General features: G+C 59.1%; 29 protein-coding genes. All 29 read right to left on the bottom strand.

Features of this window, described 5'->3' with window-relative positions:
- Nucleotides 1-61: 61 nt before the first annotated feature.
- The gene (locus IAI51_RS04490) at nucleotides 62-313 is read right to left on the bottom strand and encodes a hypothetical protein (protein ID WP_187677389.1); all 252 of its coding nucleotides are present in this window, start codon (nucleotides 311-313) and stop codon (nucleotides 62-64) included.
- A 128-nt stretch (nucleotides 314-441) separates the two neighbouring features.
- Complete coding sequence (flhB, locus tag IAI51_RS04485; RefSeq protein ID WP_187677388.1) at nucleotides 442-1,581, bottom strand: flagellar biosynthesis protein FlhB; 1,140 nt, start codon at nucleotides 1,579-1,581, stop codon at nucleotides 442-444.
- 3 nt (nucleotides 1,582-1,584) lie between these two features.
- Entirely contained in the window at nucleotides 1,585-2,370 is a 786-nt protein-coding gene (gene fliR / locus IAI51_RS04480) for a flagellar biosynthetic protein FliR (RefSeq protein WP_187677387.1), read from the bottom strand.
- Nucleotides 2,371-2,373: 3 nt separating this feature from the next.
- Nucleotides 2,374-2,643 (bottom strand): flagellar biosynthesis protein FliQ, encoded by a 270-nt coding sequence (fliQ, locus tag IAI51_RS04475; RefSeq protein WP_008077662.1) that lies wholly within the window; start codon nucleotides 2,641-2,643, stop codon nucleotides 2,374-2,376.
- A complete protein-coding gene (gene fliP / locus IAI51_RS04470; protein WP_123465773.1) occupies nucleotides 2,640-3,398 on the bottom strand; it encodes a flagellar type III secretion system pore protein FliP in 759 nt (252 codons plus the stop codon). Before fliP ends, fliQ begins: the two co-directional genes overlap by 4 nt.
- Nucleotides 3,398-3,850 carry a flagellar biosynthetic protein FliO gene (gene fliO, locus IAI51_RS04465; RefSeq protein WP_187677386.1) on the bottom strand — a complete coding sequence of 151 codons (453 nt, stop codon included), beginning with the start codon at nucleotides 3,848-3,850 and terminating at the stop codon, nucleotides 3,398-3,400. Before fliO ends, fliP begins: the two co-directional genes overlap by 1 nt.
- Nucleotides 3,851-4,306, bottom strand: a complete 456-nt coding sequence (gene fliN, locus IAI51_RS04460; RefSeq protein WP_123533702.1) for a flagellar motor switch protein FliN — start codon at nucleotides 4,304-4,306, stop codon at nucleotides 3,851-3,853.
- 57 nt (nucleotides 4,307-4,363) lie between these two features.
- On the bottom strand, nucleotides 4,364-5,332 hold the full coding sequence (fliM, locus tag IAI51_RS04455) for a flagellar motor switch protein FliM (RefSeq protein ID WP_003222890.1): 969 nt from the start codon (nucleotides 5,330-5,332) through the stop codon (nucleotides 4,364-4,366).
- A 9-nt stretch (nucleotides 5,333-5,341) separates the two neighbouring features.
- On the bottom strand, nucleotides 5,342-5,845 hold the full coding sequence (gene fliL, locus IAI51_RS04450; protein ID WP_007920033.1) for a flagellar basal body-associated protein FliL: 504 nt from the start codon (nucleotides 5,843-5,845) through the stop codon (nucleotides 5,342-5,344).
- A 210-nt stretch (nucleotides 5,846-6,055) separates the two neighbouring features.
- Nucleotides 6,056-7,426: a flagellar hook-length control protein FliK gene (locus IAI51_RS04445; protein ID WP_187677385.1), complete on the bottom strand. Its 1,371-nt coding sequence runs from the start codon at nucleotides 7,424-7,426 to the stop codon at nucleotides 6,056-6,058.
- Nucleotides 7,427-7,532: 106 nt separating this feature from the next.
- Nucleotides 7,533-7,880 (bottom strand): Hpt domain-containing protein, encoded by a 348-nt coding sequence (locus IAI51_RS04440; protein WP_187677384.1) that lies wholly within the window; start codon nucleotides 7,878-7,880, stop codon nucleotides 7,533-7,535.
- Nucleotides 7,881-7,911: 31 nt separating this feature from the next.
- Nucleotides 7,912-9,618: a fused response regulator/phosphatase gene (locus tag IAI51_RS04435; RefSeq protein WP_187677383.1), complete on the bottom strand. Its 1,707-nt coding sequence runs from the start codon at nucleotides 9,616-9,618 to the stop codon at nucleotides 7,912-7,914.
- 5 nt (nucleotides 9,619-9,623) lie between these two features.
- The gene (locus IAI51_RS04430; RefSeq protein WP_187677382.1) at nucleotides 9,624-9,929 is read right to left on the bottom strand and encodes an STAS domain-containing protein; all 306 of its coding nucleotides are present in this window, start codon (nucleotides 9,927-9,929) and stop codon (nucleotides 9,624-9,626) included.
- A 78-nt stretch (nucleotides 9,930-10,007) separates the two neighbouring features.
- Nucleotides 10,008-10,457 carry a flagellar export protein FliJ gene (gene fliJ, locus IAI51_RS04425; RefSeq protein ID WP_187677381.1) on the bottom strand — a complete coding sequence of 150 codons (450 nt, stop codon included), beginning with the start codon at nucleotides 10,455-10,457 and terminating at the stop codon, nucleotides 10,008-10,010.
- A gap of 6 nt (nucleotides 10,458-10,463) precedes the next feature.
- Entirely contained in the window at nucleotides 10,464-11,822 is a 1,359-nt protein-coding gene (gene fliI / locus IAI51_RS04420) for a flagellar protein export ATPase FliI (RefSeq protein ID WP_187677380.1), read from the bottom strand.
- The gene (gene fliH, locus IAI51_RS04415) at nucleotides 11,812-12,618 is read right to left on the bottom strand and encodes a flagellar assembly protein FliH (protein ID WP_187677379.1); all 807 of its coding nucleotides are present in this window, start codon (nucleotides 12,616-12,618) and stop codon (nucleotides 11,812-11,814) included. The genes fliI and fliH overlap by 11 nt, the downstream gene beginning before the upstream one ends.
- A 4-nt stretch (nucleotides 12,619-12,622) precedes the next feature.
- Complete coding sequence (gene fliG / locus IAI51_RS04410; protein ID WP_095191139.1) at nucleotides 12,623-13,642, bottom strand: flagellar motor switch protein FliG; 1,020 nt, start codon at nucleotides 13,640-13,642, stop codon at nucleotides 12,623-12,625.
- A complete protein-coding gene (gene fliF / locus IAI51_RS04405; RefSeq protein ID WP_187677378.1) occupies nucleotides 13,635-15,422 on the bottom strand; it encodes a flagellar basal-body MS-ring/collar protein FliF in 1,788 nt (595 codons plus the stop codon). Before fliF ends, fliG begins: the two co-directional genes overlap by 8 nt.
- Nucleotides 15,423-15,437: 15 nt before the next feature.
- Nucleotides 15,438-15,767: a flagellar hook-basal body complex protein FliE gene (gene fliE / locus IAI51_RS04400; protein ID WP_187677377.1), complete on the bottom strand. Its 330-nt coding sequence runs from the start codon at nucleotides 15,765-15,767 to the stop codon at nucleotides 15,438-15,440.
- A 127-nt stretch (nucleotides 15,768-15,894) separates the two neighbouring features.
- The gene (locus IAI51_RS04395; RefSeq protein ID WP_187677376.1) at nucleotides 15,895-17,286 is read right to left on the bottom strand and encodes a sigma-54-dependent transcriptional regulator; all 1,392 of its coding nucleotides are present in this window, start codon (nucleotides 17,284-17,286) and stop codon (nucleotides 15,895-15,897) included.
- 5 nt (nucleotides 17,287-17,291) lie between these two features.
- On the bottom strand, nucleotides 17,292-18,503 hold the full coding sequence (locus tag IAI51_RS04390; protein ID WP_401272009.1) for a sensor histidine kinase: 1,212 nt from the start codon (nucleotides 18,501-18,503) through the stop codon (nucleotides 17,292-17,294).
- Nucleotides 18,504-18,612: 109 nt separating this feature from the next.
- On the bottom strand, nucleotides 18,613-20,088 hold the full coding sequence (locus IAI51_RS04385; protein WP_187677375.1) for a sigma-54 dependent transcriptional regulator: 1,476 nt from the start codon (nucleotides 20,086-20,088) through the stop codon (nucleotides 18,613-18,615).
- Between the two features lie 172 nt (nucleotides 20,089-20,260).
- Nucleotides 20,261-20,557, bottom strand: coding sequence for a flagellar protein FliT (locus IAI51_RS04380; protein WP_187677374.1), 297 nt, complete (start codon nucleotides 20,555-20,557; stop codon nucleotides 20,261-20,263).
- Between the two features lie 10 nt (nucleotides 20,558-20,567).
- Nucleotides 20,568-20,963: a flagellar export chaperone FliS gene (gene fliS, locus IAI51_RS04375; RefSeq protein ID WP_187677373.1), complete on the bottom strand. Its 396-nt coding sequence runs from the start codon at nucleotides 20,961-20,963 to the stop codon at nucleotides 20,568-20,570.
- Between the two features lie 128 nt (nucleotides 20,964-21,091).
- A complete protein-coding gene (gene fliD / locus IAI51_RS04370; protein ID WP_187677372.1) occupies nucleotides 21,092-22,522 on the bottom strand; it encodes a flagellar filament capping protein FliD in 1,431 nt (476 codons plus the stop codon).
- An 82-nt stretch (nucleotides 22,523-22,604) separates the two neighbouring features.
- Nucleotides 22,605-22,970 (bottom strand): flagellar protein FlaG, encoded by a 366-nt coding sequence (locus IAI51_RS04365; protein ID WP_187677371.1) that lies wholly within the window; start codon nucleotides 22,968-22,970, stop codon nucleotides 22,605-22,607.
- 74 nt (nucleotides 22,971-23,044) lie between these two features.
- A complete protein-coding gene (locus tag IAI51_RS04360) occupies nucleotides 23,045-23,896 on the bottom strand; it encodes a flagellin domain-containing protein (protein ID WP_123465735.1) in 852 nt (283 codons plus the stop codon).
- 252 nt (nucleotides 23,897-24,148) lie between these two features.
- Complete coding sequence (locus IAI51_RS04355; RefSeq protein ID WP_187677370.1) at nucleotides 24,149-24,412, bottom strand: hypothetical protein; 264 nt, start codon at nucleotides 24,410-24,412, stop codon at nucleotides 24,149-24,151.
- Nucleotides 24,409-25,701, bottom strand: a complete 1,293-nt coding sequence (locus tag IAI51_RS04350) for a motility associated factor glycosyltransferase family protein (protein ID WP_187677369.1) — start codon at nucleotides 25,699-25,701, stop codon at nucleotides 24,409-24,411. Before IAI51_RS04350 ends, IAI51_RS04355 begins: the two co-directional genes overlap by 4 nt.
- Nucleotides 25,702-25,779 lie beyond the last annotated feature (78 nt).

Raw genomic sequence — 25,779 nt, 5'->3', positions numbered from 1 at the left:
CAGAACTAACAGGTATGCAGGCTTTTCAGACAGACGGAAGACGTCAGAAATCAGCCGCGGACTACTTCAGAGGGCGATCCGGACCCAGACGCAGATTTGTGGCTTTTCCTCGCGCCGTTTTCGGCTCGTCGAATTCCACAGGATCGCCCACTTTGATCTTGTCTCGATTTGGATCGGTCTTTGGAATGTTGAACTCGTAACCTGTGTCCGACAAAAAGAAGCCCGTAGCGGCCGCAAAAGAAGTCCCGGAGCGCTTAGGCGTAATGATGCCCTTGCCGGTTTTTGGGTCATAGCTACTGAAAGTACCTTTCATTGTCTTGCTCCCTTGCGCGTGCCGAGTACTCGCGCCAAGTGCGCGGTATAACCTGCATAAAACTGCAAAGACAAAACGAACGCACCTGTCAGAGTTGACAGGTATGCACAGGTTTCAGACAAACGGCATCAGGAATCGCGGCGCAGATCCGGCGGGATCGGCAAATCATCCTTGAGCGGGTCCGGGCGCTTGCCCTTGCCGGCGCGATGTTGGCGGATCTGATAGACGTAGGCCAAGACCTGGGCAACCGCCAAGTACAGCCCGCCGGGGATTTCCTCATCAAGTTCGGTGGAGTAGTAGATCGAACGCGCCAGCGCTGGCGACTCGAGGAGCATGACGTTGTTGGCCGCGGCGATTTCGCGAATCTTCAACGCCAGGAAATCGCTACCTTTGGCCAGCAGCAATGGCGCACCACCCTTCTCGGCGTCGTATTTGAGTGCCACCGCGTAGTGGGTCGGGTTGGTGATGATCACGTCGGCATCGGGAATCGCCGCCATCATCCGTCGCTGGGACATTTCGCGCTGAGTCTGGCGGATGCGCTGTTTGACCTCCGGCCGCCCCTCTTGATCCTTGTGCTCGTCACGCACTTCCTGCTTGGTCATTTTGAGCTTTTTCATGCTCTCCCAGATCTGCACCGGGACGTCGACCGCTGCGATCAGGATCAACCCGCAGGCCATCCACAAAGTGCTCCAACCCACCAGCAACACGCTGTGAATGATGGCCTGATCCAGCGGCTCATGGGCGATACGCAACAAGTCGTCGACGTCCGCAGACAACACCACCAGCGCCACGGCCAGCACGATGAAAAACTTGGCCAACGCCTTCAGCAACTCGACGATGGCTTTCATCGAAAACATGCGCTTGAGGCCCGCGCCGGGGTTCATCCGGCTGAATTTGGGTGCCATGGTGCCGGCGGAAAACAACCAACCGCCCAGGGCAATCGGCCCCAACAGCGCGGCCAGCAACAGGGTAATCATGATCGGCTGAATCGCCACCAGCGCGAGCTTGCCGGAATGCATCAGAAAAGTGCCCATGGAGCGCTGATCCATGATCACTTCGCGCGGCAGCGAGAAGTTCAAGCGCATCAGATCCATCAAGTCCTGCGCCAGCATGCCGCCAAACACCAGCAGAGCACCGGCACCGGCCAGCATCACGGCCAGGGTGTTGAGCTCTTTGGAGCGCGCGACCTCACCCTTTTCGCGGGAGTCCTTTTTGCGCTTCTCCGTGGGGTCTTCTGTTTTGTCCTGACCGCTTTCGCTCTCAGCCATGACTCAGCGCGCCTGTGCCAGTTCGCGTAAAAACTGCAAGGCCTCGGTGGCCAGCGGTTGATACTGATTGAGAATGTCCGCCAGGCCGACCCAGACGATGAAGAGGCCGAGCACCAGGGTCAGCGGAAAACCGATGGAGAAGATGTTCAACTGCGGCGCCGCGCGGGTCATCACACCAAAGGCGATGTTGACCACCAGCAACGCCGTGATCGCCGGCAGCACCAGCAATAATGCTGCGCCGAGCACCCAGCCGAGTTTGCCGGCGAGCTCCCAATAGTGTGTCGTCATGAAGCCGCTGCCAACGGGCAACGTGGTGAAGCTTTCCGTGAGGACTTCGAACACCACCAGATGGCCGTTCATCGACAAGAACAGCAAGGTCACCAGCATGGTGAAGAACTGCCCGATCACCGCCACCGACACACCGTTGGTAGGGTCGACCATCGAGGCAAAGCCCATACCCATCTGGATCGCGACAATCTGCCCCGCCACCACGAACGCCTGAAAGAACAGCTGCAAGGAGAACCCCAGTACCGCGCCAATCAGGATCTGCTCGCCAATCAGCAGCAGCCCGCTCAGATCCAGCGCATTGACCGGTGGCATCGGAGGCAGATTGGGCGCAATCACCACAGTGATCGCCAACGCGAAATACAGACGGATACGCGTGGGCACCAGCGTCGTGCCGAACACCGGCATGACCATCAGCACCGCGCCCACACGAAACAGCGGCAACATGAACGTCGCCACCCAGGTACTGATCTGGGTGTCGGTCAGCTGAAGCAGCGATTGCATGGCTTAGCCGATGACCATCGGAATGTTGTGATACAGCTGAATGATGTATTCCATGAAGGTCTGCACCAGCCACGGGCCGGCGACGATCAGGGTAACCAGCATCACCAGCAGACGCGGGAGGAAGCTCAGGGTCTGTTCGTTGATCTGCGTCGCGGCCTGGAACATCGCCACCAGCAGACCGACCAGCAGACTCGGAATCACCAGCACCGCAACCATCATGGTCGTCAGCCACAGCGCTTCGCGAAAGATGTCGACCGCGACTTCCGGCGTCATGGCGAGACACCTCCAAAACTGCTGGCCAGCGTACCGATGATCAGGGCCCAGCCATCCACCAGCACGAACAGCATGATCTTGAACGGCAGGGAAATGATCAGCGGCGAGAGCATCATCATACCCATGGCCATCAGCACACTGGCCACGACCAGGTCGATGATCAGGAACGGAATGAAGATCATGAAACCGATCTGGAAGGCGGTTTTGAGCTCAGAGGTCACAAACGCCGGCACCAGAATTGTCAGCGGCGCCTGATCGGGCGTGGCGATGTCGGTACGCTTGGACAGGCGCATGAACAGCTCAAGATCGCTGGAGCGAGTCTGGGCGAGCATGAAGTCCTTGATCGGCACCTGCGCCTTTTCCACCGCTTGCTGAGCGGTGAGTTTTTCCGCCAGATACGGCTGCAAGGCATCGTTGTTCACCCGATCGAACACCGGCGCCATGATGAACAGGGTCAGAAACAGCGCCATACCGGTGAGGATCTGGTTCGACGGTGTCTGCTGCAAGCCAAGGGCCTGACGCAGGATCGAGAAGACAATGATGATCCGGGTAAAACTGGTCATCAGCATGACGAACGCCGGGATGAAACTCAGCGCAGTCATGATCAGCAGAATCTGCAGACTGACCGAATACTCCTGCGCGCCATCGGCGTTGGTGCCCAGCGTGATCGCCGGGATCGACAACGGATCGGCGGCGAATGCCAGCGGTGCAGCCAGCAACAGGGCCAGCGTCAAGACGATGCGAAGCGCACCCATTACTTCTTATCCTTCTGATCCTTGCCGAGAATTTTCAGCAGATGCTGGGCAAATTCCGGGGTCGCTTTCTCGGTAGTGCTCGGCACTTGCACCGGTTCCTTCAGCACATGCAGCGCGGTGATGGTGCCGGGGCTCAAGCCAAGCAGAATCTGCTCGTTGCCGACCTGAACCAGCATCAACCGGTCACGCGGACCGAGCGCGCGGGAACCGATCAGCTCGATCACCTGCCCCTTGCCCGCCGGCCCTGCCTGTTGCACACGGCGCAGTAACCAGGCGAGGAAGAAGATCAAGCCCAACACCACCAGCAGGCCCAGCACCAGCTGCGTCAATTGCCCGGCCACGCCGCTGCTGACCATTGGCGCGGTAGCGGCAGGCGCGGCGGCGCTGGCAACCGGCTCGGCGGCCAGCACGCCCAAAGGCAACGCCAGCAGCACCCAGAGAAACCTTTTCACTCAGCGCAGCTTCTTGATGCGTTCGCTTGGGCTGATCACGTCGGTCAGGCGGATGCCGAACTTCTCGTTGACCACTACTACTTCGCCGTGAGCGATCAGCGTGCCGTTGACCAGCACGTCCAGCGGCTCACCGGCCAGGCGATCAAGCTCGATCACCGAACCCTGGTTCAGTTGCAGCAGGTTGCGGATGTTGATGTCGGTACTGCCCACTTCCATCGAGATGGACACCGGGATGTCGAGGATCACGTCCAGGTTCGGGCCGTCCAGCGTCACCGGATCGTTGTTCTTCGGCACGCTGCCGAACTCTTCCATCGGCAGACGGTTGGAGCCCGACGCACCGGCGTCGGCCGCCAGCAGCGCATCGATGTCGGCCTGGCCGTCACCGGTCTCTTCCAGGGCCGCAGCCCATTCATCGGCCAGTGCCTGATCGTCCTGGGCGTTCATATCGTCGTTCATCATTTGTCCTCGGCGGGCAACAATTCAGCTAAATGTGTGGTGGGTAAGAGCGCCGCTTCAGCGACGCTCGATCGGCTCGATCACCTGCAACGCGAGGTTGCCTTTGTGCGAGCCCATCTTGACCTTGAAGGCCGGCACGCCGTTGGCGCGCATGATCATGTCTTCCGGCATCTCGACCGGGATCACATCCCCCGGCTGCATGTGCAGGATGTCGCGCAGTTTCAACTGGCGGCGGGCCACGGTGGCGCCGATCGGTACGTCGACATCGAGCACGTCCTGACGCAGGGCATTGACCCAGCGCTCGTCCTGATCGTCGAGGTCCGACTGGAAACCGGCGTCGAGCATTTCGCGCACCGGCTCGATCATCGAGTACGGCATGGTCACGTGCAGATCGCCGCCACCGCCATCGAGTTCGATGTGGAATGTCGACACGACAATGGCTTCGCTCGGGCCGACGATGTTGGCCATGGCCGGGTTCACTTCCGAGTTGATGTACTCGAAATTGACTTCCATGATCGCCTGCCAGGCTTCCTTCAAATCGACGAAGGCCTGCTCCAGCACCATGCGCACTACGCGAAGTTCGGTCGGGGTGAACTCACGCCCTTCGATCTTGGCGTGACGGCCGTCGCCGCCGAAGAAGTTGTCCACCAGCTTGAACACCAGTTTGGCGTCGAGGATGAACAGCGCGGTGCCGCGCAACGGTTTGATCTTGACCAGGTTGAGACTGGTCGGCACGTACAGCGAGTGTACGTATTCGCCGAACTTCATTACCTGTACGCCACCGACGGCAACGTCCGCCGAGCGGCGCAGCATGTTGAACATGCTGATGCGGGTGTAACGGGCAAAACGCTCGTTGATCATTTCCAGAGTCGGCATGCGTCCACGGACGATGCGATCCTGGCTGGTCAGGTCGTAGCTTTTGACACTGCCGGGTTCGGCAGCGTTATCGGTCTGTACCAGACCATCGTCGACGCCATGCAACAGCGCGTCGATTTCATCCTGGGACAGCAGATCCTGCACGGCCATGTCGTGTTCCTACTGCAGTACGAAATTAGTGAAAAGCAACTGTTCGATCACCACTTTGCCCAGCTCTTTCTGCGCCACTTCCTGCACGCTCGCTGTAGCCTTCTGGCGCAACATCTCTTGCCCGACCGGGGTCGCCAAGGTGGCGAAATCCTGACCGGAGAAGAGCATCACCAGGTTGTTGCGGATCACCGGCATGTGCACTTTGAGCGCTTCCAGATCAGCCTGATTACGCGCCAGCATGGTGATGCTCACCTGCATGTAGCGCTGACGGCCGTTCTGGTTGTAGTTGGCAACGAATGCCGGTGCCATCGGTTCGAAAATTGCCGGCTGCTTGCCGACCGGCGCAGCATCGGCGGCCTCGGCAGGCTTGCTCTGGGCACTGTGCATGAAGAACCAGGTCGCCCCCACGGATGCGCCAATGGCCAACAGCAACGCCAGCACGATCACGATGATCAGCTTGAGTTTGCCTTTGGTCGCGGGGTCTTTTACTGCTGCTGTTTCGCTCTTCGCCATGCCAATAATCCGTCACTATTCGGGTTTTCACAGTCGCACGGCAAGGCAAGAGCAAGTGTTATGCCAGAAGTGTCGGGGCACATTGGGAGAGCATCACAAAACAGTGTGGGAGCGAGCCTGCTCGCGAATACGATTTAACATTCAACATTTATGTCGACTGTTACACCGCTATCGCGAGCAGGCTCGCTCCCACAAGGGTTATGCGTTTGATCAGGCGTAATAGTCGACGGCGCTGGTGCCGATCACGCTGGTGGTCTGCGCGGCAGCTTCAGCCACGCTGACAGGCTCCAACTCTTCATCCGTCGAATCCAGTCGACCACCCGCAGCGCTGGTGCGTCCACCCTGCCCCTGCTGCGCCTGCTCCTGCCCTTGCTGACCCTGCCAGCCACGGTTCTGGTCAGAGACATTGACGTCGACCTGCCCCATGCCTTGCTGGGTAAACATGTCACGCAGGCGATGCATCTGGCCGTCGAGCGCTTCACGCACGCTTGGATGCGCGCTCATGAACGTCACCTGAGTCTGCTGGTCCGGAACCATGTTCACACGAATATCCAGACGCCCCAACTCGGCCGGCTGCAACTGAATGTCAGCCGCTTTCAGACTGGTACTCGACAGATACATGACGCGGTTGACCACTTCCTCTGTCCAGCCGCTTTGATTCATGGCGATCGGCTGATTCACCGGCACAGCGTTCGCGGTCTTCGGCGTCGCGGCTTGAGTCAGCGCCGCCAGACGGTTGGCGAAGTCATCAACGCGGGTGTCACTGGTGGCGGATTTCAAGTCTTTCAGACCGTCATCGATCAATCCGCTGAAAGCTTTCTCGCCACCCTGACTGGTGCTGTCCTTGTCGGCCTGCACGTCGAGCATGCTCGCCATGCCAGCAGCGAAGTTCTGTGCCGAGGTCAATTCGCCATCGGCCTGGGTCTGGGCGGGTGAAGCTTTGGGCTGAGCCTGACTGGCGGCAGAAATGTGGCCACCCTGCTCCATGGCCATGCGCACGGCAGGCAAAGCATCGAGGGGATCGGCCGCAGGATCGAAATCGCTGTCGGTCGTGGCCGCAGGCTCCTTGGTCACACTCGGCAACAGGGCCAGCGCGGGAGTTTCGGTTTTTGGCTCGGCAGCCGTTTCGACAACCGGGGCCGCCACGACCGGCGTGGTCACCACCGGCTGAACGACTTCTGCCAACGCCGGTTCCAGCGTCGGGTCGACCGGAGCGGCATCGGCCACCGGGGTCTCTGCCGTTTCAGCGGTATCGTCGCTGGCGGCGGTCTTGTCGTCGGTCGATGCCGGCTTGTCGGCAGGCAAGGCATTGCCGCTATCGGCAACTGCTGGCTGCGTATTGGCCGGTTGATCCTTGCCGACATCTTTCTTGGCGCTGTTGTCGGCGACCTTGTCGCGCGCCGATTTCAAGGGACTGTCTGCCGTCACCGCAGACTTGCCCGGCCCTTGATCGGCAAACACCTGAGCGAAGCTTGAGGCCTTGTCCCCGGCGTCTGCGGCCATTGCCGACGTTTTGGTCGAGGCGGCTTGCGCCTTGGCCTGAGCGGCGGTCTGAAGAAGAATGTTAGGGGTCGCAGGCATGAAACGGTCTCCGCTGCACTGGGATCGTAGGTACAGTTGGCGAAGTTAATTGCAAGTGCCGGGCCAGTTTTGCCCGGCGACTGAGAAAAGCGCCGGACGGCGCGAATCAGTGGGTGTGGGAGTGCTGTTGCTCGTCTTCGTAGACAGGACGAACCTGCTCAAACTCGCCGCAGATGTCGGCGACCATCAGGGCAATTTCCGACGGACTTTTATGCCTGGCCTGGGCTTCGAGTTCATGGCACAACTCAGCCAGTCGAATGGCTCCCATGTTGCTGGCGCTGCCTTTGAAACTGTGGGCAACGTCGGACAACGCCTTTGCATCGACGGTATTTTTAAGTTCGCCCAAGCGCGTTTTGGAATCCGTCAGAAAGGTATCCAGCAATTCCGGATAACTATCCTCCATGACGTCGCGCAATGCGCTCAGCGTTTCGCGATCTACATGTTCGTCAGTCACTTGCTCACTCCTTGATCAAGAATTGCGCGAATTATGCCTCAACCTCCCAGAAAAACTCTACGTGGGCACTGCGACCTTCGTCCGACCAACTGGCGTTACGCCCCAATTGCCGAACCAGACTGACCCCACGCCCCGACAAACGGACACCGTCCAGTGGCCGCTCCATCACCCGCGCCACGTCGAAGCCTTTGCCGCTGTCGTCGACTCGAATGACCAGACAGCCGCCCTCGCCTTGTGGCTTTACCTGCAAATGTACGCGCACATAGCCGTCCTGCAAGGCCTCCAGACGGGTGTTGCGCTGCTCATAGTAGCGGGCGAATCCCACAGCATCGCGCTTGAGGCTGGAGTCGAGCCCCAACACGCCGTGCTCCAGCGCATTGGAATACAACTCGGCGAGCACGCTGTACAACGCGCCGCTTTGCGCACGCAACCCATGCACCTCCTGGAGCAACTGCAACAAGTACGGCAACGGATTGAAACGCTTGAGCGTAGCACCACGAAACTCAAAGCTCACCGACCAGTCCAGCGGGCACGACTGGCCGCTGTCAGAATAGACCGGGACTGTCGGATTGACCTGCGTCGGTTCCAGCAGGCTCACCTCGACCATGCTCACATCATCGCGCGCTTCGCCACGAAAATTGCGCAGCGCCTGCTCGATGTCCTCGAACAGGCAATCCGGCTCGCGATTGGCGGCAAACACCCGCTGCAAGCGTTCAACGCCGAACAATTGATCACTGGCATTGCTGGTGTCGATCACTCCGTCGGACAACAGAAAGACCCGATCACCGACGGCCATCGAGTAGACCTGGGTACAGTCATCGAATGCCTGCGGACTCAACACACCCAACGGCAGATGCCGCGCCGCCAACGGTACGCGCTCACCGCTGGCGATCCGATGCAGATAGCCGTCAGGCATGCCGCCATTCCACACCTCGACCGAACGTCTTTGGGAACTCAGGCACAACAGGGTTGCGCAGCAAAACATGTCCACCGGCAAGATGCGCTTGAGCTTGGCGTTCATCTCGCGCAGCGTTTCGGCCAGACCGTAGCCCTTGGCCGTCATGCTGTAGAACACTTCGGCCAGCGGCATCGCCCCGACCGCAGCCGGCAAGCCATGACCGGTGAAATCGCCGAGCAGTACATGCATGTCCCCCGCCGGCGTGTACGCCGCCAGCAGCAGATCACCGTTGAACAGCGCATAGGGCGATTGCAGATAGCGAATATTCGGCGCGCTCAGACAGCCGGAATGTGCGACCTTGTCGAACACGGCTTTGGCGACGCGTTGTTCGTTCAGCAGGTAATCGTGGTGTTTGGCGATCAGATCGCGCTGCTGCAGCACGGTCGCCTGCAAGCGGCGCAAGCGATCCATCGCCTTGATTTTGGCGGCAAGGATCACTTGGTTGTAGGGCTTCGCCAGAAAGTCGTCGCCACCGGCCTCCAGACAACGGGCCAGCGCCTCGCTTTCAGTGAGCGAGGTAAGGAAGATGATCGGCACCAGCGTTTCCCCTGCCAGCGACTTGATCTGCTGTGCCGCTTCGAAGCCGTCCATCACCGGCATCATCGCGTCCATCAGGACAAGGTGGGGTTGCTGGCGGCGGAAGACGTCGACGGCCTCGGCACCATTGGCCGCCGTCAGAACTTCATGGCCCTGACGACGGACAATGGTTGAGAGCAGCAGCCGGTCGGCGGCGCTGTCTTCGGCGATCAGGATCGTCAGCGGCTCGGCATCAGCCTGCATTGCGTTTATGCCACGTCGAAGATTTGTTCGAAGTTCGAGATCGCAAGTATCTTGCGTACGTCGGCATTCGCGTGGGTCAAGGTGATTTCGGCTTTTTCGCCGCCCGCATGGTCACGCAACAACAACAGCATGCCGAGCGCGGAACTGTCGAGGTAAGTGGCGTCTTTCAAATTCACTTCAAAAGACTCGGGCTTCGGCTTTACACCCTCGTAGGACTGCCGAAACTCCTGATGCTTGGCGAAATCGAATCGGCCCTTGACCGAGATAGTCAGTTTTTTCCCACCCGAAGAGACTTCTGTAACGACTGACATTGACTGGCTTCCTTGTCATTGGCGAACGTGTACAAGGTTTAGCACTTGGACAGGGTTGGGGCAAGGTTGGAAGCCAGATCAATACGGATCGTGTCGAGGCAAACGCTGAGACAACTCATCCAGTAATTTCTGCTCGCGCTTGTCTTCGAGGCGCTGTGCCTCGTCGCGATAACGCTGGACCAGTTTGCGCAACCCCTCGACACGAGCGAACGCTTGCTGCCAGGCCTCCCGCGCCTTGTCCAGGTTGTTCTGGTGCCAGACCAGGCTTTGGCGTTGCTGATCGACGGCGGTGTCGAGTTGCGCCAGAAAGCCCTGAAAGCCGAGCAGCCATTGCCCGCTGACGCCGGTGCTGCCGCGCACGATCCACTGCTGCGAATAATCCAGACGAAAGGCGTGCAAGTCAGCGAGTTTGCTTTCGGCCACTTTGACCTGCCCCTGGAAATACCCGAGGCGTTGTACGGCGGCTTTTTCGGCCTTCTCGGCCATGTCCACCACCGGCACCAGACGCGCGGCTCGACTCTGGGCCATGGCGAGTTAGCCGCCAGGAGCCGGAGCAAAGATCGAGGCCAGCTGATTTGCACTGGCGCCCATGTTGATGTTGTCGTTCAAGCCCTGACGCAGGTACATCGACATCGTCGGTTGCAGCTGGATCGCGGTGTCGGTTTCCCGGTCACCACCGGCCACATAAGCACCGACGCTGATCAGGTCGCGACTCTGCTGATAGCGCGACCAGTACTGCTTGAACATCTGCGCATGGTTCATGTGCTTGATGCCCACCACGGCCGGCATCACCCGGCTGATCGACGCTTCGATATCGATGGCCGGATAGTGCCCTTCCTCGGCCAGACGCCGCGACAGCACGATGTGACCGTCAAGCACGCCCCGCGCCGAGTCGGCGATCGGGTCCTGCTGATCGTCACCCTCGGACAGCACGGTGTAGAACGCGGTGATCGAACCGCCGCCCTTCTCGGCATTACCGGCGCGCTCCACCAGTTTCGGCAGTTTGGCGAACACCGACGGCGGATAACCCTTGGTCGCCGGTGGTTCGCCGATGGCCAAAGCGATTTCCCGCTGGGCCTGGGCGAAACGGGTCAGCGAATCCATCAGCAACAGGACGTTCTTGCCCTTGTCGCGAAAATACTCGGCGATGCGCGTGCAGTACATCGCCGCGCGCAGACGCATCAGCGGCGCATCGTCCGCCGGCGAGGCAACGACGACGGAACGCTTCAAGCCTTCTTCACCGAGGATGTGCTCGATGAATTCCTTGACTTCTCGACCCCGCTCACCGATCAGACCCACGACGATAATGTCGGCCTCGGTAAAGCGAGTCATCATGCCCAGCAACACGGATTTACCGACACCGGTACCGGCGAACAGACCGAGACGCTGGCCACGCCCGACCGTCAACAAACCGTTGATGCAACGGATGCCGACGTCCAGCGGCACGCTGATCGGATCACGGTTGAGCGGGTTGATTGTCGGGCCGTCCATCGGTACCCAGTCTTCGGCTTTCATGCCGCCCTTGCCGTCCAGCGCGCGACCGGCGCCATCGAGTACACGACCGAGCATGCTCATGCCCATCGGCAGGCGACCGGTGTCGGCCAACGGCACCACGCGGGCGCCCGGGGCAATACCGGCGACGCTGCCGACCGGCATCAGAAAGACTTTACTGCCCGAGAAGCCCATGACTTCCGCTTCCACCTGCGAGGGGTGATAGCTGTCGTCGTTGATCACCAGGCAGCGCGTGCCCATGGCTGCGCGCAGGCCTTCGGCTTCGAGAGTGAGGCCGACCATGCGCAGCAGGCGACCTTCGAGAATCGGCGCGCCAGCCATTTCAGTGGCTTCGGCATACGTGCTGAGGCGCTTGGCGAAACTGGTGCGTTCAAGGCGCATCGGGTTCGTCCGCGAGCGGCTCGTCAGGGATGGCCGCCGATTTGGATTCTTCGGGGATATCCAGGCTCAGATCCGCTGCAGCCGGGTGCAGGGCCTGTTCGTGCAACTGATCGAACAGCTTGTCCATGACCTGAGTGACGCGGGTTTCAATGCTCGCGTCGATGCGGCTGTGCGCAGTTTCAACCCGGCAACCGCCCGGCATCAGCGACTCGTCTTCGACGATGCGCCAGGTTTCCTCATGACGTTCGCGCAGGGCTTTGGCCTGTTCGAAGTCCTGTGGATTGACGTACAAACGCACATTGTCGACGCCCAGCGGCAACAGCTTGAGGGCGTCGCGCATGACGTGTTCGATCTGACTGGAGTCGATGGCCAACTCGCGCTTGATCACCTGTTTGGTGATGTGTTGCACGAGGTCAACCAGCGATTTTTCGATCTGGGTATCTTGCTCGGCGATGGGTTCGAACAGATGACCCATCAACTGCTCAAGGCTGGCGAGTTTCGCCGCCAGGGCCACTTCGGCTTCTTGACGCACCTTGAGCGTGGCACTGTGAAAACCTTCTTTTTCGCCGACGGCGAAGCCCTCGTTGTAAGCCTCCTGACGGATGCTTTCGAGTTCTTCCAGGGTCAGTGGCTGGACTTCTTCCAGCGGCACTTCTTCCATTTCCGGCGGTTCAGGCTCCGGTTCCGGCTCGGGTTCCGGTTTCGGCGGATCGAAGCTGGGCAACGCCCAGGATTCGAAACCACGGACATCGCGGGCACGGATCAGATCCGTCACATCGTCATCGTGCTTATCCATGGGCTTAGATCATTTCCTCGCCGCCCTTGCCACCGAGCACGATCTCGCCGGCTTCGGCCATGCGACGGGCAATGGTGAGGATTTCTTTCTGTGCGGTTTCCACGTCGCTGACCCGTACCGGGCCCTTGGCCTCGAGGTCGTCGCGCAACAGTTCGGCGGCACGTTTGGACATGTTCTTGAAGATCTTCTCTTTGACGCCTTCGTCCGAACCCTTGAGGGCCAGTACCAACACGTCGGAAGACACTTCGCGCAACAGCGCCTGAATACCGCGGTCGTCGACATCGGCCAGGTTGTTGAACACGAACATGAGGTCTTCGATCTGACCGGACAGGTCTTCGTCGACTTCGCGGATCGAGTCCATGAGCTGGCCTTCGATCGAGCTGTCGAGGAAGTTCATGATGTCTGCCGCACGCTTGATGCCACCCAAGGTGGTGCGCGAGGCATTCGAGTTGCCGGAGAACTGCTTCTCGAGAATCTGGTTGAGCTCTTTCAATGCCGCCGGCTGCACGGTGTTCAACGACGAGACGCGCAGGATAATGTCCAGACGCACCTTGTGGTCAAAGTTGCCGAGCACTTCACCGGCCTGATCCGGGTCGAGGTAGGCAACCACGATGGCCTGAATCTGCGGGTGTTCATAACGGATCACGTCGGCAACGGCGCGCGGCTCCATCCATTTCAGGCTGTCGAGGCCGCTGGTGTTGCCACCGAGCAGGATGCGGTCGATCAGGCCGTTGGCCTTGTCTTCACCCAGGGCCTGGGTGAGCATCTTGCGCACGTAGTCATCGGAACCGACGCCCAGGCTGGTCTGGTCGCCGACGATGTCGACGAACTCGCTCATGACCTGTTCGACCTGCTCGCGATGGACGTTGCCCATCTGCGCCATCGCCACACCTACACGCTGAACCTCTTTCGGGCCCATGTGACGCAGCACTTGCGCAGCATCGGTAGACCCCAGGGACAGCAGCAGAATTGCGGCTTTATCAACCCGGGTCAGTTTGGCGACGGCGGCTCGGTTATCACTCATCTGCGTTAATCCACTCTTTCACGACCTGAGCCACACGACCCGGGTCTTCTGCCACCAGACTCTTGATTGCATTCAGCTGCGCGTCATAACCCTCGCTCGGGCTCGGCAACAGAATGCTCTGCGGACCACCGAGGCTCACGCGGTCGTTGGAAAGTTCGCCGTCCAGGCCGCCCATGCCACCGAGTTCCACGTCGCTGCCCAGACCGGCCAGCTCCTTGCCTTTGCCACCGCCGGTGATGTTGTTGAGCACCGGACGCAGCACACCAAACACCAGCACCAGGATGAACAACACACCCAGCACCTGTTTGACGATGTCCCAGAACCATGGCTGGGAGTAGAACGGAATATCGGCAATCACTTCACCGCGCTCGGCGGAGAACGGCATGTTGATCACGCTGACGCTGTCGCCACGGCTGGCGTCGAAACCGACGGCGTCCTGCACCAAACGAGTGAAGCGCGCCAATTCGTCGGCGGTCCACGGCGCACGGGTGGTTTCACCATTAGCCGCGTTGACCTTGACCTGATCATCAACCACCACCGACACCGACAGACGATTCAGGCGACCCTGCTGCTGCTTGGTGTGGCTGATGGAACGATCGAGTTCGAAGTTCTTGGTGGATTGTTGACGCTTGTCGGCCGGGTACGGCGCGAGCATCGGCTGACCGGTGGCCGGGTCCATGATCTGCTGGCCATTGGCGTCAACCAATGGCTGACCTGGCTGGATCATGCCGGCGGCGGCTTGAGCACCACCGGTGGTTTGCGGTGCCGAGGCTGGCGATGGCGGCTGGTTGCTCAGAGCCCCCGGCACGCCTTGCGGGCCATTGCTGGCGGTACGTTGTTCGTTGACCGACTGCTCGCTGCGCAACGCCGGTTGATCCGGGTTGAACTGCTCGGCAGTGGACTCGACGGCACTGAAATCGACATCGGCCGAGACTTCAGCCTTGTAGCGATCATTACCCAGTACCGGTTGCAGAATATTGTGCACACGCTGAGTGAGCATGCTTTCCATGCGGCGGCTGTAATCGAACTGCTTGCCGGCCATGGTCATTTCAGAGTTTTCCGCCTGATCAGAGAGCAGGTTGCCCTTCTGGTCGACGACGGTGATCTGCGATTTGCTCAGCTCAGGAACAGAAGTCGCCACCAGGTTAATGATGGCAACCACTTGACCCGGCTCCAGCGAACGTCCGGAGTACAACTCGACCAGCACCGAAGCGCTTGGCTTGCGTTCATCGCGCACGAACACCGAGCTCTTCGGAATCGCCAGATGCACGCGGGCACCCTTGACGTTGTTCAGGCTGGAAATGGTGCGCGCCAGTTCACCTTCGAGGCCGCGACGATAACGGGTCGCTTCCATGAACTGGCTGGTGCCCAGACCTTGTTCCTTGTCGAGGATTTCAAAACCGATGTTACCGTCGCTGGGAGTGACACCAGCGGCCGCGAGCTTGAGGCGCGCACGGGACAGGTCATCGGCCTTGACCAGCAAGGCGCCGGAGTTCGGTTCAACGGTGTAAGGAATGTCGGCGGAGGCCAGGGTATCCATGACCTGCTTGGCGTCCATGCCGGCCAGGCTGCCGTACAACGGACGGTAATCCGGCTGCTGCGACCACAGCACCACGGCAAAGCCAATCGCCACGCTCGCAGCCAGGCCGACCAACAGGCCCACCTGACGCAGCACGGTCATCTCGGAGAGGTTTTCCAGGAAGGACAGGCCGAACAGCGGCGGTTTGCCGTCTATCGGGGTGGCCTTGGCCGGAACGTTATCGGCGACTGCTTCTGCCATGACTCAATCTCGTCCTTATACCGGCATCTGCATGATGTCTTGATAAGCCTGAACCAGTTTGTTGCGCACCTGGGTCAGAGCCTGAAACGACACGCTGGCTTTCTGTGAGGAAATCATCACGTCCGTCAGATCGACGCCGCTCTTGCCCACTTCGAATGCATTGGCCAATTGAGCCGACGCCTGCTGGGTATCGCTGACTTTATTGATCGCCTGACCGAGCATGTCGGAAAAGCTGCTGCCCGCCAGTTCAGGGATAGCGGCAGTCGATTTCGGCGCAGACATGGCATCCATTTGCATGGCCTTCATGTCCATCATCAACCGATTGAATTCAATACCTTGGCTCATGGTCTACTCTCTTGGGCGGCCCGCAATTTTTTGACACTCACTCGGCGGGTACACAGGTATTAGCAACAAGGGTGCCAGCTCATGGGCAGCCTTTTCAGAAAAGCGTTTTCAAGCATTGCACCGGCAATCAGGTGGCGAACAAATAGCCTTCGACGTCCATGCCCGCATCGCGCATTTGCGCCAGTTTGTAACGCAGGGTGCGCGGGCTGATTCCGAGTTTTTCAGCCGCTTCCTTGCGTCGACCACGCTCGCTGCGCAGGGTGTCGATGATCATCTGAAACTCCCGGCGGCGCAGGTCGTCGCCCAATGCGCCGGCCGAATCAGCGTCGATTTCGACCTCACGATTCACCGCAGGCGTCGGCGACTTGACTGGCAATGCAGCGAACGTCACGTAGCCCGCCAGACAGAAATCCTGCGGCTGGATCAAGCCGCCCTGCTGCAAAATCAGCGCACGCTGAATCGCGTTATCCAGTTCACGCACATTGCCCGGCCATGGATAACCGGTCAGGCAGGCTTGCGCCTCAGGCGAGAGTTTCGCCGCGGCATGCTTCATTTTATTGACGTGTTTGGCCAGCAACCGCTCAGCCAGCGGCAAGATATCGGCAGTACGTTCGCGAAGTGGACGCCACGCCAGCGGGAAAACTGACAGACGGTAGAAAAGATCTTCACGGAAGCGACCCGCTGCCACTTCGCCGGCGAGATCGCGGTTGGTGGTCGCGACCACACGGATATCCAGGGTGATCGGCTTGCGCGCACCGACCCGCTCGACTTCGCGCTCTTGCAGCACACGCAGCAGTTTGGCTTGCAGACCAAGGGGCATTTCGGAAATTTCGTCGAGCAGGATAGTGCCACCATCGGCCTGTTCAAATTTGCCTGCCTGCGCCGCGATGGCGCCGGTGAACGAGCCCTTTTCGTGACCGAACAGCGTCGCCTCGAGCATGTTGTCCGGGATCGCTGCACAGTTGATCGCGATAAACGGCTGATTGGCACGATGGGATTGCTGGTGGATATAGCGCGCCAGCACTTCTTTGCCGGTACCGGACTCGCCCGAGATCAGAACGGTGGAATCACTGCGTGCGACCCGCGCCGCCAGCTCAAGCAATTGAGCACTGGCCGGCTCGACCGCAATCGGGCCTTCGGCGTCACTGGCACCAAGACTGCCGAGAGCATGTCGAGACACCAGATCGAGCAGCGCCTTGGGTTCGAACGGTTTGACCAGATAGTCCGCGGCTCCCTGGCGCATCGCATCGACGGCTCGCTCGACGGCGCCATGCGCAGTCATCAGCAGCACCGGCAACTGCGGCTGACGGGCACGCAGCAGCGCAAGCAATTGGTGACCGTCCATACCAGGCATATTGACGTCGCTGACCACCAGACTGAACGCTTCGCGCGCCACCGCCGTCAACGCCTCTTCAGCGCTGCCGACCGCGTGATAATCGTGGCCCGCCAACAGCAGCGTATCGGCCAGCGCTTCGCGCAACGAACGGTCATCCTCGACCAGCAAAACCTTGATGCCCATGTCTTTCACTCTGCTCCCTGTGCAGCGGAAAACAGCGGCAGGATCACCTGCGCGCACGTACCGCGCCCGACTCGCGAACGCAGCTGCAATTCTCCCTGATGCGCACGAGCGACAGCCTTGACCACGGTCAGGCCCAGGCCCGTGCCAGTGACTTTAGTGGTGAAAAATGGCTCGCCGAGTCGCGCCAGCACCGCCGGCTCAATCCCGCTACCGGTATCGCTGACGCACAAACGCAGCGTGTTATCGCGGGTGTAGCAATGCACTTTCAGGCGCACATCGCCGGCGCTGGCCTGAATGGCGTTTTCGATCAGGTTCAAAAGAGCGCCGACCAGCGTGTCACGATTGCACAGCAACTCACCGACGTGACTGTCGCACTGCCAGCGGATGGGCAAATCCTGCACATGGGTCAATGCGGCCGCTTGCAGCGACTGCATCAAGGCGTTAGGCGTTAGGCGGTCGGTCAGTGGCAATTCACCGCGGGCAAAAACCAGCATGTCGCGCACCTGATGCTCCAACTCATGCAGGCGCTCCTTGAGGCGGCCAGCGAACCGCTGCTGAGTGGCGACCGGCAGTTCCTGCTCAGTCAAATGACTGGCGTAGAGCAACGCAGCGGATAACGGGGTGCGGATCTGATGAGCCAGCGAGGCGACCATCCGCCCCAACGAAGACAAGCGTTCGTGGCGCGCCAGTTGATCCTGTAGATGACGGGTTTCGGTCAGGTCGTTGAGCAGCACCAATTGCCCCGGCTCGGCATCCAGCGAGCGGGTGGCAATCGACAGACGCCGACCGTTCTTCAGAGAGATTTCGTGACCGTCGTCTTCACGCGGGGCGAAGCAGCGCGCGATGACATGGCGCCACAGCTCGCCCTCCAGTGGCAACCCGAGCAACTCGATGGCCGCCGGGTTGGCTTCGACCACAATGCCGTGACCATCAATCACGATGACGCCACCGGGCAACAGATCAAGGAGGTTTTGCAGACGGTTGGCCAGACGCTCTTTTTCCGCCAGTTCCTGCATGCGCTGAGCACTGACCACCGCCAGCTCACCCTTGAGCTCAGTCACCCGCGCTTCAAGCATGCTATAGGAGTCAGTCAACTGACTGGACATCTGGCTGAACAGCGCGAATGCCTGCTCAAGACCCTGTCGGCTGACCTGCTCTACGGAGGACGGCTGCCCCTCGGGACTGGAGGCAGAAGACATCTGGGCGACTTGGGGCATTGTGCTCTCTCGCTGGCTGACCGTCAGTTAAACGGAACGTTGCGAGGGATGTAGCAATACCCGTGCCTAAAAAAAACTGCTTATAAATGAAGAGGTTGAAAAACAGGCGTCAATCATCCGCCTGTTCATCACCATCGCGCCGGCTCATGCCGTACTTGCGCATCTTCTCCACCAGCGTGGTACGGCGAATGCGCAAGCGCTCGGCCGCACGCGCCACGATGCCATTGGCATCGTCCAGCGCCTGCTGAATCAGGCCCTGCTCCAGACCACCGAGGTAGTCCTTCAGATCCAGGCCTTCCGGCGGAAGCATGGCGTTGGCGGTGAAGTCCGGCGTATGACCATTGATTGCCACGCGCTCTTCCAGATCACTGCGCAGGCTATCGACCAACTGCTCGTCTTCATCGTCGACGTAGCGGAATTTCTTCGGTAGCTCGACCACGCCGATCACCCCGTACGGATGCATGATCGCCATGCGCTCCACCAGGTTGGCCAGCTCGCGGACGTTGCCCGGCCAGCCGTGACGGCACAGCGACATGATTGCCGCCGAGTTGAAACGGATCGAACCGCGCTTTTCGTGTTCCATGCGCGAGATCAGTTCGTTCATCAGCAGCGGGATGTCTTCGACGCGCTCACGCAGCGGCGCCATCTCGATCGGGAACACGTTCAGGCGATAGTAGAGATCTTCGCGGAAGGTGCCGATCTCGATCATGCTTTCGAGGTTCTTGTGGGTCGCGGCGATGATGCGCACGTCGACGCTTTGGGTCTTGTTGCTGCCCACACGCTCGAAGGTGCGTTCTTGCAGCACGCGCAGCAGTTTGACCTGCATCGGCAGCGGCATGTCGCCGATTTCGTCGAGGAACAACGTACCGCCGTTGGCCAGTTCGAAACGCCCGGCACGACTGGTAATCGCGCCGGTGAAGGCGCCCTTCTCGTGGCCGAACAGCTCGCTCTCGAGCAGCTCTGCCGGGATCGCCCCGCAGTTCACCGGCACGAACGGCGCGTCGCGGCGCTTGGAGTGGTAATGCAGGTTGCGCGCAACCACTTCCTTGCCGGTGCCGGACTCGCCGAGGATCAGCACGCTGGCGTCTGTGTCGGCCACTTGCTGCATCATCTGGCGCACGTGCTGGATCGCCCGGCTGGTGCCTACGAGGCTGCGGAACAGGTTGGGTTCACGATGACGGCCGCGCTCGCGGGCCTGGTCATACATCTCGCGATAGACCTGGGCACGGTGCAGGGAGTCGAGCAATTTGCTGTAGCTGGGTGGCATTTCGAGGGTCGAAAGCACTCGGCGACGCTGGTCTTCAGGCAAGTCAACGGAAGAATTATCGCCCATCAGCAAAACCGGAAGGAACTCATCCCAGGTTGAGAGTGTCTTTAACAAGCCCAAAAGCGCACCAGGAGCATTGACCGTCCCGATCAGTACGCAAATGACCTCACGACTAGATGACAAAGAGCCGACTGCCTGCTGCCAGTCATGGCTTCCGCAGGGTAAATTTTCTTCGCCGAGAAAATTTAAGATCACCGCCAGGTCGCGGCGGCGGACGCTATCGTCATCGATCAGCAGAATTTTGGTTTCACGCCACATGCAATAGCAACTTCCCTAGTCAACTCAATGCCCGAAAAATGGGGCAAGCGAGACGCTTGCAGGACACCATGTGCCTGTAGACGCCTGAAATCTGAAATCAGCCACTAGTTAAGTCAAAAAACCGTGCACAGTCAAATTTATGGCGCACATATCTGGATTAACTGGGGGTTAATTAACCAAACAGATGGTAAACCTTTGCCGCGTTCTGCGCTTGGGTGATCTGCGACATCTCGTTGGCTATCGCCTGCCGCTCCCCCGTCGCCGCCTCGAGCAGCTTTTTGTAAACCCCGAGCAATTCCTCAAGGTTATCGCGCAACGCGGCCTCGTCCACTGAAGCTTCACTCAAGACGTCTTCCATGCAGGAACGGCAAGCCAGATCCAGCTCGCCAATAGCTTCCCAGTTGCGCTCGGCCAGAGCACCGACCAGAGCCTCGCGGGTTTCTTCGATTCGCTGCAATACAAGACTCATGGTGATCTCCTTAAAACTGTGGAGCCGGCGTGCCGATGGCATCCCAGCCGTCCTTGACCGTGCGCAGCAGGTCAGCGACTTCGTCGAGGATCTTTGGATCGGTCTTGGCGTTGGCTTCGGTCAGACGCTTCATCATGTATTCATAGAGATTGGCCAACTCGCCAACCTGCTCCGACCGATTATCCAGATCAAGCCCTTCAAGCAGACCACCGATAATGCCGATGGCTTTGCCGATCAGGATACCCTTGTTCGGGATGTCCTTGCGCTCCATGGCACCTTTGGCCTGGGCAATACGATCCAGACCACCTTCCATCAGCATCTGTACCAGACGGTGCGGACTGGCTTCGGAAGTCTGCGCCTGAGCGCCAATCTTCTGGTATTGGCGAAGGGCTAACATCGGATTCATGTTCTACCTCATCAAATTTCTATGGGACGCATATCAAGGGTATCGACGATGCGTCAAAAAACTTTAGATTGAAATACAAAAAGCCCGGAGCGTAGAAAAACGCTGCCGGGCTTTTGGCGTTTCAGGCCTTAGCCTTTCTGTTGAGCGGTCAACGCCTCGAACATCGAAGTGATGTTGCTGGCGGTGGCCTTCAGCTTGCCGACAAGGGTGTCCATGTCGTTGTACTTTTTGGTCAGTACAGCGGTCAGGGTTTCGATACGACGATCGAGCGCAGCCTGATCATTGGTCAGTTTGGTCTTGGTCTTGTTCAGACTGGTGGTGCGCTGATCCAGAATCCCGCCAGTAGTGGAGAACGGCGTAATCGCTTTTTGCATGCGCTTGAGCAAACCGTTGTCAGAACCCAGCTCGCCGACGAACATCTTCTGGACTTCGCCACCCAGCTTCTTGTCATTCATGGCCGCGGTGAACTTGGTGCTGTCAAAAGTGAGCGCGCCGGTTTTCTGATCGGTGGTAATGCCCAGTTGCGCCAAAACGGTCAGCTTGTCGCCCGAACCGGTTTGCGACAGCGGCTCACGGATGGCCGACAGGATCGAACGCGGCAAGGCGTCGCCAGTCAGAGCCGCCGCAACGGTTGGCTTGCCATCATCGTCCAGGGAAGGCTTGGTCAGCGCAGTGATGCCGTTGGCCAGAGCATTGTAGGCATCGACGAACTTCTGAATGGAAGCCTTCAGACCATCGTTGTTGCTGGCGACGGTGACGGTGGAGGTGCCGGTCGCTACCAGATTCAAGGTCAGGCCGGAAACAGCCTTGTCGACGGTATTGCTTTTGCTGGTCAGGGCCATGCCGTCGATGGTGAATTGGGCATCGATCGCCAGAGCACCAATGGAACCCGCGGAAGTCGCCGTCATCGGCGAGCCGCTGGTGCCAATCACGGTACTGCCATTGATAGCCAGCTCGGAAATTCCGCTGACGGAAATGTCGGAACCCGCACCCGTGGTAGTAGAACCCAGTACCAGACGCGAACCAAAGGAGTCAGTGACGATGTTGGCACTGATACCTGCGCTCTTGAGCTTGTCGTCACCGTTGATCGAGTCGCGCACCGATTGCAGTGTCGCCCCAGCCTTGATGTCGAGGCTGTATGTGCCAGTACCCTGCTTGATGGTCAGCGTGCCAGCCGTAATCGGGCTGGTGTTGCCACCTGCAAAAGCGGCACTGGCAACCTTCGAGGAGGTGGCAAGCTTGCCGACGGTCACAACGTAGTTACCATTGACCGCCGTGTTGCCGGCAGTGGCGCCGAGGATCTTTGGATCAGAAGAGGTCGCAGCAAAACCCGGAAACTGCGGATTGGAGAGACTGCCCAGATCCGTCAAGGTCTGGGTGAAAGCCGTCATCAACGACTTCAAGGTACCAATACCGGAAATGCTTGAGGTGTTGGTCGCAGTCCCACGGTCGATTTGACCTTGCTTGGCCGCTTTGTCAGCGTTTACCAGAGCTTTGACGATAGCACCGGTATCAAGGCCGGAGCCTAAACCCGTGCCCGGTAGAATTGGACTTGCCATGTGGAACTCCCTTCAGTGTGTCGCCGGTCTTTTGACCACTACAACGCCCAAAAGAACATAGCAACAAAATTCGTGCCAGCTGTCAGACTTTAGCGCTGAACAACAGGCTGCTTGCATCATTCAAACTGTTTGCCAGTTTCAGCACTTCTTCGTTGGGGATCTGACGGATCACCTCACCGGATTCGCTGGCAATCACTTTGACCACTACTTTGCCTGAAGGCTCATCGATCGAGAACTCCAGATTGCGCTTGACCGACTGCACAAACTTTTCGATTTCCTGAACGGCCATCTTCAGTTTTTCCTGCTCGGTCTGATCGCTTTTGCGTTCATCCTTGACGATAGCTACCGGGGCAACCACCGGGCGAGGCTTCTCCGCAGGCTTGTCGGCAACAGTCGTCGCCTGCTTGGCCGCAGGATAAGACAAGTTCAGCTTGGCGCTCATATCCATGTCCATCACCTCTTAAAAAAGTAAAAAGCGAGAGAGCGCGACAAGCGCACTCCCCCGCCAAAACTCATCAGCTATTACTGAAGCAGTTTCAGTACAGCGGATGGCAGTTGGTTGGCCTGAGCCAGAACTGCGGTCGAAGCTTGTTGCAGAGTTTGTTGCTTGGTCAGCTGTGCAGTTTCAGCAGCGAAGTCGGTATCTTGTACGCGACCCAGTGCAGCACTGGCGTTTTCGTTGATGTTTTGCAGGTTGGAGATAGTGCTGGTCAGACGGTTCTGAGCAGCACCGAGGTCCGCACGGCTGGTGTTGATGGTTTTCAGAGCTTTGTCGATCGCGTCGATTGCAGCTTTGGTGCTTGCTTCAGCAGTGGTGCTGTCGGTACCGGTAACAGCGATAGTAGCCGAACCAACGCTCAGAGTTGCAGCGTCGAAGCCGCTGTTCAGAGTGATGGTGATCTGGTTGGTAGCGCCAGTGTTGGAACCAACCTGGAAGGTCATGGTGCCAGCAGTACCGTCGATCAGGTTTTTGCCGTTCAGGTTGGTCGACTTGGCGATACGAGTCAGCTCGTCCGACATGGTCGCGAATTCTTTGTTCAGAGCAGCACGGTCGTCGGTGCCGTTCGAGTCGTTTCGTGCTTGAACAGCCAGTTCACGCATACGCTGCAGAATGTTGGTCGATTCTTGCATCGCGCCTTCAGCGGTCTGAGCGATCGAGATACCGTCGTTGGCGTTTTTGATCGCCATGGTCTGACCACGGATCTGCGAAGTCATACGGGTAGCGATTTGCAGGCCGGCGGCGTCGTCTTTAGCGCTGTTGATTTTCAGGCCGGAAGACAGGCGAGTCATCGAAGTCGACAGAGCGTCGGAAGCACGGTTCAGGTTTTTCTGAACGTTCAACGATGTGACGTTAGTGTTTACTGTTAAAGCCATGACGAATTCCTCGTTGGTTGGGTACTGCGGCTTCCGGCCCTGGCAACCGCCGGGTATGGCCTAGAGAACCTTCGTAATAGTTATCGTCGGGATTGGGACTTGCTTTAGGGGATTTTCGAAAAAAATTGCCATCAGACGGCCACCCCTCGTAAATCAAGGACTTGGCGGCCGTCGACAAACGAAAAAATGGCGTCAGGAATACGCCGGAAGCTCAAGATCGGGAGCCAGAACCGACGAGTGGGGAGAAATTGTCTAAACGGACAGACTGTCCGTGATCAGTTGAGTCAATTCGTATTCGAGGTAATCCGCCAGTGCCAGCCAGTTTTGCGCCTCCTGACATTCCAGCATCAGACTGAGAACCTGCAGCCATTGGTGTTGATTATCCGCACCCGCTTGATCGAAGGATGGTTGCAGCGCAGCGGCCAGATCAATCATCGCCAACCCTGCCTCAACGTCACGCCCCAGCCGGAACAACGTCGCACACTGCTGTGCCTGCTCGACAAACATTGCACTCATAGCGCCAACTCCGGATGAAAGGCGGTCCCGGCAATGATCGCCCCGGCCCGACTGCTGTTGTAAAAGCGCACCTGAGGATGCCCGGCGATAAAGCGCTCCAGTTCGCACAGATAGCTACGGAAGTTGAGTTGGGTTTTGATGCGTTGGCCGTGGCCATCGAGCACCCAGTGTTTCGCCGCACCGAGTTGTGGTCCCAGTTCACCGTCATTCCAGCCGGCATGGGTCTTGTCGCCCGGGAAAGCAAAGTCGGCACCGAACAGGGTGATTTCCCCGGCACCCATTTTCACCGCCAGATCCACTGCAGGGTGGATCACGCTACCGCCCCCATGCAATTCACCTCTGGGAAATTGCTGGCGCAAGGCCTGGTAGATCGGGCTGGGTGAATAGGCCGAATAACGCGGGCCTTGCCAGGCACTCAACACTGACGGATCAACCATGGGCATATACACCAGACGAATGGCGCTCGTACCGGCCGGCGGCAAGTGACGCTCGGCAATGCGCTGATCGATCGTAACCACGATGTCGGGGCGAATCCCCTGTTCAAGCAACGGTCTATACGCGGTGTCGACACAGATAAACAGCGGCCGTGGCTGTTGCTCGCGGATCGTCCGCAATCGCTGGAAGTGCATTTCCAGGCTCGGCCCTGTCGCAATCACAAACACCGGCATGCCCGCGCACGTGCCGAACAGGTCGGCGACATCCGCATCGACGTGCATCAGCGTCTGACTGGCATGCAAGCGTTCGACAATGTGCGCAGCGTGCGGATCGAACTCGCGATTATTGAACGTAAGGTGCGTCTCGCTGATCAGTCGGTCGCGGATTTTCGCGTTGTAGTCGTCTGCCAGCACCAGCTCGGACGGCAAGGCAAAGAAAGGCAGGCAGATTTCCTCGCGATCACCGGCGTAGTGCAACTGGACGCGTGAATCGCCGAGCCACGGTGCTTGATCAAGCAGTTGCAGCACCAGCGAAAACACGGCGCCATTGAGAATGTGCACGTGCAATTGCGCGAGTGCCGGACGTAGCAGCAGCTCGTGTTGCAGATCGCCCAACCCGGCACCATAGACGTGTAACACCGGGCTGTCGGCTGCCAGGCTTGCAGCCTGCACCTGCGCTTCACGCATACGGTCATGCCGACTGGTCAACTGAATGCCATTGACGCTCAAGGTCGAGCCCAGTCCTTCCACCAGATCGGCCTGCAACGAGCTCGGGTCTTCGCTCAGCAAACGCGCAGCCACCGCAGGCCAGCGCTTTTCGATGATCTGGGTATTGGATTGAAAATACTCGCTCATGGCGCCTCGCCTGACATCCGGGCAAAAAAATAGCGCTCAAGGTTACACCTTGAGCGCTTTTTTGTGCCGCGTTTTATA

The organism is Pseudomonas sp. N40(2020), from assembly GCF_014472415.1.
Taxonomy (GTDB): Bacteria; Pseudomonadota; Gammaproteobacteria; order Pseudomonadales; family Pseudomonadaceae; genus Aquipseudomonas.
Note: the sequence above shows the minus strand (reverse complement) of the source record. Positions and strands in the feature narration are given on the sequence as shown.

Bases quoted from the DNA above. Each gene is read 5' to 3' on its own strand.
- fliI (WP_187677380.1), bottom strand. From the start codon at position 11,822: ATGCGCCTTGAACGCACCAGTTTCGCCAAGCGCCTCAGCACGTATGCC.
- IAI51_RS04365 (WP_187677371.1), bottom strand. From the start codon at position 22,970: ATGGATATGAGCGCCAAGCTGAACTTGTCTTATCCTGCGGCCAAGCAG.
- fliF (WP_187677378.1), bottom strand. From the start codon at position 15,422: ATGGCAGAAGCAGTCGCCGATAACGTTCCGGCCAAGGCCACCCCGATA.
- IAI51_RS04360 (WP_123465735.1), bottom strand. From the start codon at position 23,896: ATGGCTTTAACAGTAAACACTAACGTCACATCGTTGAACGTTCAGAAA.
- IAI51_RS04355 (WP_187677370.1), bottom strand. From the start codon at position 24,412: ATGAGTGCAATGTTTGTCGAGCAGGCACAGCAGTGTGCGACGTTGTTC.
- IAI51_RS04435 (WP_187677383.1), bottom strand. From the start codon at position 9,618: ATGCAGGCTGATGCCGAGCCGCTGACGATCCTGATCGCCGAAGACAGC.
- fliG (WP_095191139.1), bottom strand. From the start codon at position 13,642: ATGAGTGATAACCGAGCCGCCGTCGCCAAACTGACCCGGGTTGATAAA.
- fliQ (WP_008077662.1), bottom strand. From the start codon at position 2,643: ATGACGCCGGAAGTCGCGGTCGACATCTTTCGCGAAGCGCTGTGGCTG.
- IAI51_RS04430 (WP_187677382.1), bottom strand. From the start codon at position 9,929: ATGTCAGTCGTTACAGAAGTCTCTTCGGGTGGGAAAAAACTGACTATC.
- fliJ (WP_187677381.1), bottom strand. From the start codon at position 10,457: ATGGCCCAGAGTCGAGCCGCGCGTCTGGTGCCGGTGGTGGACATGGCC.
- IAI51_RS04350 (WP_187677369.1), bottom strand. From the start codon at position 25,701: ATGAGCGAGTATTTTCAATCCAATACCCAGATCATCGAAAAGCGCTGG.
- fliE (WP_187677377.1), bottom strand. From the start codon at position 15,767: ATGAGCCAAGGTATTGAATTCAATCGGTTGATGATGGACATGAAGGCC.
- fliL (WP_007920033.1), bottom strand. From the start codon at position 5,845: ATGGCGAAGAGCGAAACAGCAGCAGTAAAAGACCCCGCGACCAAAGGC.
- fliR (WP_187677387.1), bottom strand. From the start codon at position 2,370: ATGCAATCGCTGCTTCAGCTGACCGACACCCAGATCAGTACCTGGGTG.
- IAI51_RS04445 (WP_187677385.1), bottom strand. From the start codon at position 7,426: ATGCCTGCGACCCCTAACATTCTTCTTCAGACCGCCGCTCAGGCCAAG.
- fliM (WP_003222890.1), bottom strand. From the start codon at position 5,332: ATGGCCGTGCAGGATCTGCTGTCCCAGGATGAAATCGACGCGCTGTTG.
- IAI51_RS04385 (WP_187677375.1), bottom strand. From the start codon at position 20,088: ATGTGGCGTGAAACCAAAATTCTGCTGATCGATGACGATAGCGTCCGC.
- IAI51_RS04380 (WP_187677374.1), bottom strand. From the start codon at position 20,557: ATGAGTCTTGTATTGCAGCGAATCGAAGAAACCCGCGAGGCTCTGGTC.
- IAI51_RS04390 (WP_401272009.1), bottom strand. From the start codon at position 18,503: ATGCCCCAAGTCGCCCAGATGTCTTCTGCCTCCAGTCCCGAGGGGCAG.
- fliD (WP_187677372.1), bottom strand. From the start codon at position 22,522: ATGGCAAGTCCAATTCTACCGGGCACGGGTTTAGGCTCCGGCCTTGAT.
- flhB (WP_187677388.1), bottom strand. From the start codon at position 1,581: ATGGCTGAGAGCGAAAGCGGTCAGGACAAAACAGAAGACCCCACGGAG.
- fliS (WP_187677373.1), bottom strand. From the start codon at position 20,963: ATGAATCCGATGTTAGCCCTTCGCCAATACCAGAAGATTGGCGCTCAG.
- IAI51_RS04395 (WP_187677376.1), bottom strand. From the start codon at position 17,286: ATGGGCATCAAGGTTTTGCTGGTCGAGGATGACCGTTCGTTGCGCGAA.
- fliN (WP_123533702.1), bottom strand. From the start codon at position 4,306: ATGAACGACGATATGAACGCCCAGGACGATCAGGCACTGGCCGATGAA.
- fliH (WP_187677379.1), bottom strand. From the start codon at position 12,618: ATGGATAAGCACGATGACGATGTGACGGATCTGATCCGTGCCCGCGAT.
- IAI51_RS04490 (WP_187677389.1), bottom strand. From the start codon at position 313: ATGAAAGGTACTTTCAGTAGCTATGACCCAAAAACCGGCAAGGGCATC.
- fliP (WP_123465773.1), bottom strand. From the start codon at position 3,398: ATGGGTGCGCTTCGCATCGTCTTGACGCTGGCCCTGTTGCTGGCTGCA.